The sequence below is a fragment of the Saccharothrix sp. ST-888 genome, from assembly GCF_000955975.1.
In the GTDB taxonomy this organism is placed as follows: Bacteria; Actinomycetota; Actinomycetes; order Streptomycetales; family Streptomycetaceae; genus Kitasatospora.
The window spans coordinates 62296-68295 of the sequence record NZ_JYJF01000022.1 but is presented as its reverse complement, the minus strand read 5'-3'; the positions used below and the strand labels follow the sequence as shown (position 1 = coordinate 68295).

The following is a 6000-nucleotide window of genomic DNA, read 5'->3' as shown; positions in this document are numbered from 1 at the left end:
GGATTGCACTTACGAGATGCCTTGCCGATTGTGCGTGGTGGAGCCTAGAGAACTCCCATCATCGCAGGTCGCAAGGCATCTCTTCGTTCTACGGGACCTTCCCGACAGCGATCACACGGTGGATCCGGGCTCAACGACCGAGCCGAGGCGCCGGCTGCGCGCGCCCGCCTGTGGAGGGCGGCAGGTACTCACCTGCCGTGACCTGCTTCTGCCTGCCGGCCTGATGCGGTCCGAACTGCCTCCGAGGGGCCGGGATTCCCCGTGGCTTTCCGCTCGATCGGGCACGGCTCGGGCACGGGCAGCACCGGATGGGGCCCCGGACAAGCCGAGGCCCCGATGGCGCCTATGCTTCGTGGCAGCCAGGACTACCGGTCGAACTCCCCACTACGCACACCCTGGGTGAAGGCAATCCACTCGGCCTTGGTGAAGCGGAGCGGCGGACGCTTCTGGTCCTTCGAGTCGCGCACAGCGACCGCGCCGTCCCCGAAGAATGCGATCTCCACGGAATAAGGTGCGGTAGAGCTCTTGCTGCTCTTCTGCCAGTGGGCCTTGGCCAGGTCCACCGCGTAGAGGTCGTGTTCGTTGGTCATCGATGCTGTTCCTTCCGGTTGCCCCCTCGTTTGTGCCAGCGTCGCCCGGCAGGGCCTGATCTGCGCGCCGGCGTACTCCAGCAGGCTGGCTCACCCGGAGTGACCGCGCCCTGGCCCACGTTCCGTGGGCAGGCTGCGAGCGTGTGAACGAGCGCGTTGGCGCGGTCTTCGACCGGGCCCTGCCTGGTCCGGGGCCGGGCATGATCGGGGGGCCGCCCGCGTTGATCGTGTTGTGGCCGCCGGTGGAGACGGCGCCGCCGCTGACTCCGCCGTGCACGACGGTGCTGTCGTGGTGGTTGTTCGTGGTGGAGGCGGTGTTCTGGGTGTCCACGTAGCTCCTCACGGTGTGGTTGCTGCGGATGCGGGCGGTGCCGGCCGAGGTGATGCGCAGCCGGTTCAGACCGGTTCCCCTGACAGACCCCACAGAGGAACCCTCCGGCCGGGGCCGGGGCGCGTCGACGGCCCTCCAGCGGGTGACCGGAGCCGCACGGTCCCGGGTTCCTGCCCTTCACCGGCCCACGGCCAGCAACTCTCCGCTTCCCCGGACCGCCTGCTCCCGTGCCCGGCGGCGGTCCGGCTCGTCGTCGAGGAGCCGGCTCTGTTCGCGGGCGTAGGCTCGCAGCAGGTCGTGGTACCGGTACTCACCGGCCTGATCGGGGGTCAACAGGCACACGTCGACCAGGCGTTCAAGGATCTGCTCGGTGCGGCCGACTGGTTCGCCCAGCATCCGGGCGGCGGTCTCGGTCCGGATGCTCAAAGCGGTGCCGAGGGAGAGCAGCCGGAAGGCACGGGCGGTGGCCGGGGCCAGGGCATCGTGGGCACCACCGAAGACCGATCGGATGTCCAGGCTGCCGACGCGGAGTTCGTCGAGCAGCCGACCGCCGGTGGTGAGCCGGTCGGCCAGCTCGCGGACGGCCCAGGAGGGCCGCGCCGCGAGCCGGGCCGCACAGATCCGCAACGCCAGCGGCAGCCCACCACAGGCCCGGACCAGGGCGGCGAGCGCCCGCGGGTCGCCGATCAGCCGGTCGGGCCCGGTGGCCCGGGTCAGGAAGGTGCGGGCCTCGCCGTCGGACAGCGCCGCCAGCTCGACGGGATGCACTCCGGCCAGATCGGTCAGCCGACGGCGGCTGGTGACCAGTACGGCGTTGTCCGGGCTGCCGGGCAGCAGTGGCCGGACCTGGGCGGCGTCCCGGGCGTCGTCGAGCACGACCAGCAGCCGTCGACCGGACAGCAGAGACCGGTACAGCGCGGTGCGTTCGTCCGGTTCGGCCGGGATCGCGTGCGACGGCACACCGAGCGCCAGCAGGAACCCGCGCAGCACGCCGGGCGGCGCGGCGGGTTCGCGGTGGCTGCCCCGCAGGTCCGCGCGGAGGATGCCGTCCGGGAAGCGGGGCCGGGCGGCGTGTGCGACCTGGACGGCGAGGGTGCTCTTGCCGATGCCGGGTTCACCGGAGACCACCGCGACCGGTGTCGTGCGCCGCCCGCCGGAGGTGAGCCGTGCCGTCAGGGCGGCCGTCTCAGCCGCGCGGCCGGTGAAGTCCGGTGGAGCCGGCGGGAGATGGAAGGGTGTCGCCTCGGCGTAGTGGCCCCCCGGGTGCTCCGCCTCCTGCCGCAGCCGGACCGGTCCGCCCGGGCCGGATGCCGGCCGTTCCGGGCCGGGATCGGCGCACAGGACCTGCTGGTGGACAGCACGCAGCTCGATGCCGGGCCCGACGCCGATCTCCTCGATCAGGAACCGGTGGGCCCGTCGGTAGACGGCGAGCGCCTCGGCCTGCCGACCGCTCCGGTGGAGCGCGGTCATCAGCTGTCCCCAGAAGCGCTCCCGTTCCGGGTGGGCGGTGGTGAGCGCGTGCAGTTCGGCGATGAGCGTGTCGTGGCGGCCGAGTCGGAGCCCGGCGTCCAGCCTGGCCTCCAGGACGTTCAGCCGGATCTCCTCGAGTCGTTCGGCCTCCACCCGGCGCAGCTCGTCGCAGTCCACGTCCACCAGGGCGGGACCGCGCCAGAGTCCGAGGGCCGCGTCGAACAGTGCGGTGGCACGTTCGGGTTCACCACGCCTGAGTGCGTCCGTGCCGCGCCGGTGGAGCGTGGTGAACCGGTGGGCGTCGAGTTCGTCCGGAGCGATGTCGATCACGTAGCCGCCGCTCCCGGTCCGGAGCCGCTCACCGGCCCGGCCCAGCTCCCTGCGCAGCCGCATCACGTAGTTGCGGAGGGTGGTGGCGGCGCTGCGCGGTACCCGGGTGCTCCACACCGTGTCGGCCAGCTGCTCCGCCGGTATCACCTGTCCCTGGCGGACCAGCAGTGCGGCCAGCAGGATGCGCTGCTTGGCCGCCGGGACGACGCGGACCTCCCCGTCGTCCCTCAGCTGCAGCGGTCCCAGAATCCCGAATTCCATGTGCCCCGCCCCCTCGGAGGATGACCTGTACCTGGGCCGGCGGCGTCCGTGACGGTGCGCCGTCGGCCATCGGTGTCGATCCAAGCCCGGTACGGGTTGTCCGGCAGCTTTCTGGGCCGCCGGACAATCAACTCCGTACATCGCGCGTGCGATCCGGGTTCTCCGGGTCGAAGGGCCTGCTCAGCCGCAGTGGGTCCAGTCGCTCGTCCACGAGGTGTCCTGGTAGGCGCCGCCCCATCGCACGCACGAGCCGGCGGCGGAGGCGGAAACCGGTCCGGCGTAGTAGGTGAAGCTGCCGGGGTTGCTCGCCGAGGTGCCGCCCTGGACGTCCAGGGTCGCGTTCATCGGGACGGCTCCGGCGGGCTTGGCCGCGAGGGTCACCACGCAGTTGCGGCCCGTGGCGCCGCTGTACAGCAAGTAGACGGCGGCTTGGCCGAGGTCGTGTGTGTCGATCACGCTGTAGCCGCTGCCGCAGACCGCACCCGGGTTGTACGGGTTGGCCGGTGCGCTCGCGCTCGGCGTGGTGTAGCCCTTGATGACGTAGCCGTGGGCCGGGTCCACCGTGGACGGCACGCTGCCCACGGCCTTCTGGTCGGCCGGGATGGTGATCGGGACGACCTTGGAACTGACCGCGAAGTCGGCCATCGTGGCGGCGTTCGGGTCGCCGTTCCAGTCGCCGTTGACAGTGCTGACGGAGCCATCCGCGTTGACGGCGGTCACGATGCCGACATGGTGGATCTCCGCGTCACGGGTGCTGCCGTACACGACGGCGTCACCGGGCTGCGGGGTGTACCCGGCCGAGGTGTGCAGCGTGCCGTGGGTCTGGCCGTAGGTCTGGAAGCTGGCTGCGGCGGCGTCCAGTCCGCCGGTGTGGAAGCCGGAGTTCCGCCACACCCACAGCACGAAGTCCGCACACCAGTATTCGGGGCCGTCCGAGTAGCCGCCCGCACAGCTGTGCTCGAACTGGTCACCGCCGAGACTGTTGTGCGTGGGGGTGCTGGCGCAGGCCCCGGCGGTTCTGCCCACGTTGGCGGTGGCGAGCGCGGCGGCATCGCTGCCGGTGGCCGCGGAGGCGGCCGGGGCGGTGAGGGTCAACAGGCCCAGCAGCAGGCCCGTGGTGGTGACCGCGCCGGATATCCGGCGCAGAGCTCGGGTGAGTGTCAACGGTCGCCCTTCAAGTGGGTACGGGAGCAGGTCGACGACGCCCGTCGGCCATGACGGATTGTCATGACAGTCGGCGCGGGCCGTCGTTTCGCCGCCAGTCTCCACCGCACCCGTATCGCGGTGGTCGCGTCATCAGCCGCGCGGGGCGCGGGGATGGCCGCTTGGCGCGCCCTCCCCACCCCGGGCCGCAGGGAAGTGGTGGCGGAGCGTGGGACGGTCCGTCACCTTGCGGGGCCTGTCCGTCGCGCCGGCGGCTTCGCCCGCCGATTCCGTTTCCCGCCAGCCGGGTTGCCCCGTCACTGCGGACTGCACGATGTCCCGAGCACGTCGGCCATGACCCGTCCGCCTCCCCGCGCCGGGCCGACGAGCCGACGCCCGCCTCGCGCGGGGGCGAGGCTCCGCGGAGCCCGCTGCCGCACCGGGCGCACCGGCCGCACCGGTCAGCCCACCGCCGACCCGCCACCGGCGCCAGCACGACCCGGCCCTCGGTCCGGTGGGCCAGCGAGTCGGGACGGCTCAGCCCGGATGCGGGTACCGGCAGGCGGCTTGCTCCGCCTTGACCAGATCGTCCTCGCCGAGCTCGGCCTTTCGGCCGCCGTCGACCGCGTCGAGCGGTACTTGCCACGCGTCGGCAACCCCGGTCGGTGCTCCGCCGCCGAGGCAGGCGACCGCCACCACCGGGACGCTCGCGCCGGCCGGTGCCCCGGCCCGCAGCGCTCCGAGCCGCCAGGACACCGGGAAACCGGCCGACGCCTTGTCGGTGAGTCCGATCTGCTGCCACTTCGGTCCCTGCGCCGGGTCCCCGGCCGGAGCGAAGTACGCGGCGTAGCCGACGATGGCCAGGTGGCTGCCGGTCGAACGCAGTTCCACGGCCTCCGGGCTGTCGAGCGGGCGGACCGCGGCGAGCCGTACCGCCGAAGGCGACGGGACGGAGTCGGGGCAGGAGGACGGCTGCATGGCAGCCGGCGGATTGCCGTGGATGACCGCGGAGGACACCACCCCGCCCTGGCTGACCTTGAACCAGCGGACGTCCGGGGACCCGGAGGTGGTGTCGACCACCGGCTCGCCCAGGCAGTAGCCGGTGAACCGGAGGGAGCACCCGGGCGGCACCTCGAGTACCACGGGTGCGTCGAGGTGGGCCCCGGCCCGGACCGCGGTGCGGGGGTTGTAGGTCGTCCCGGAGAACGGCCCGAGCGGTCCGGCGGAAAGGCAGACAGGACCTGCCATGACCGCCTCGGCGGACCGCTGCGTGCGGCTCAGGCCGGACACCCAGAGCGTGGTCAGGCCGATCGCCGCCATGACGGCGACCGCAGCGGCGGTGAGCGACCAGCGGACCCAGACCGGCGACCTGCCCGGGCCGGGGGCGACGCCCCCCGCCGGAGGAAGCGATCGAAGGGCCGGGGCGGGGCCCGGAGCCGTGCGTGCGGGTGCGGATTCCTCCTCCGCGCTTTCCCCGCCGCTCCGTTCGGCGGCGCCGGCCTCGTCGGCGGAGCACTTGTTCCGCTCGTGTTCCAGTGCACGGTCCAGCTCGTGCCAGCGTCGTTCCCATAAGGCCGTGTCGCCACCGCACGCGCCGACGTAGGCCAGCGTCACGTCCAGACTCGGCTGCCGGACGCCGCCGGCGGCGTCGCTGAGTGTGGTCGCGCTGTATCCCGCCACTGCCGCGAGCGCCCGGTACGTCGGGTTCCCGGCTTCCTCGCGGACCTTGCGGAGGTCGTACGCGAACGCCGCCGTCGGGCCGTCGGCCGGATCGACAGGACGCGGCTTGCGGGCCATCGGTTCTCCTCGGTGTCTTCGCCTCGTACGTGGATCCTTTCCAGGCCGACGAGACGGCATCGGCCGAGAGCTCTCCTC

Annotated in this window: 5 protein-coding genes; 1 reads left to right on the top strand and 4 read right to left on the bottom strand. The window is 72.6% G+C overall.

Annotation, left to right across the window (positions count from 1 at the left end; all coding sequences use genetic code 11):
* Positions 1-365: 365 nt before the first annotated feature.
* The gene (locus tag UK12_RS10875; protein WP_045302275.1) at positions 366-590 is read right to left on the bottom strand and encodes a DUF397 domain-containing protein; all 225 of its coding nucleotides are present in this window, start codon (positions 588-590) and stop codon (positions 366-368) included.
* Between the two features lie 143 nt (positions 591-733).
* On the opposite strand from UK12_RS10875, the gene UK12_RS10870 reads away from it, so the two are divergent.
* Positions 734-925, top strand: a complete 192-nt coding sequence (locus UK12_RS10870) for a hypothetical protein (RefSeq protein WP_045302273.1) — start codon at positions 734-736, stop codon at positions 923-925.
* Between the two features lie 173 nt (positions 926-1098).
* Here the strand turns inward: UK12_RS10870 and UK12_RS10865 are convergent, their stop codons facing one another.
* The 3 genes from UK12_RS10865 to UK12_RS36490 form a co-directional block, all read right to left on the bottom strand.
* Positions 1099-2982 (bottom strand): AfsR/SARP family transcriptional regulator, encoded by a 1884-nt coding sequence (locus UK12_RS10865; protein WP_052681795.1) that lies wholly within the window; start codon positions 2980-2982, stop codon positions 1099-1101.
* Positions 2983-3162: 180 nt separating this feature from the next.
* The gene (locus UK12_RS37755; RefSeq protein WP_082119496.1) at positions 3163-4146 is read right to left on the bottom strand and encodes a CHAP domain-containing protein; all 984 of its coding nucleotides are present in this window, start codon (positions 4144-4146) and stop codon (positions 3163-3165) included.
* Positions 4147-4662: 516 nt separating this feature from the next.
* Positions 4663-5922, bottom strand: coding sequence for a helix-turn-helix domain-containing protein (locus tag UK12_RS36490; protein ID WP_052681794.1), 1260 nt, complete (start codon positions 5920-5922; stop codon positions 4663-4665).
* Positions 5923-6000 lie beyond the last annotated feature (78 nt).

Bases quoted from the DNA above. Each gene is read 5' to 3' on its own strand.
- UK12_RS10875 (WP_045302275.1), bottom strand. From the start codon at position 590: ATGACCAACGAACACGACCTCTACGCGGTGGACCTGGCCAAGGCCCAC.
- UK12_RS10865 (WP_052681795.1), bottom strand. From the start codon at position 2,982: ATGGAATTCGGGATTCTGGGACCGCTGCAGCTGAGGGACGACGGGGAG.
- UK12_RS36490 (WP_052681794.1), bottom strand. From the start codon at position 5,922: ATGGCCCGCAAGCCGCGTCCTGTCGATCCGGCCGACGGCCCGACGGCG.